The sequence below is a fragment of the Niastella populi genome, from assembly GCF_002078015.1.
In the GTDB taxonomy this organism is placed as follows: Bacteria; Bacteroidota; Bacteroidia; order Chitinophagales; family Chitinophagaceae; genus Niastella; species Niastella populi.
This window is the reverse complement of sequence record NZ_LWBP01000154.1, coordinates 1-252: the sequence shown is the minus strand read 5'-3', so window position 1 is coordinate 252 and position 252 is coordinate 1. Positions and strand designations below refer to the sequence as shown.

Below are 252 nucleotides of genomic sequence, written 5' to 3'. Positions count from 1 at the left end.
TCCTGAAATTTTCATCACGCCCTGGCATTGATGCCATCACTTTCTTTGAAACTACATTGTTCTGCTTTTTAATTGGCAATGCTGATATGCACTTGAAAAATTTCGCACTGCTTACCAATGAAGATAATGATATTATATTATCCCCGGCCTTTGATTTGGTAAGTACCAAGGTAGCTATGCCTGAAGACAAGGAAGAAATGGCTCTAACTATTAACGGCCGGAAAAGAAAACTTAAAAAAAATGATTTTGATT

At 36.1% G+C, this 252-nt stretch carries 1 protein-coding gene; it reads left to right on the top strand.

Features of this window, described 5'->3' with window-relative positions; translation table 11 throughout:
• Positions 1 to 252 (top strand): HipA domain-containing protein (locus tag A4R26_RS13695; protein ID WP_133054663.1); only part of this gene is annotated, 252 nt, incomplete at both ends.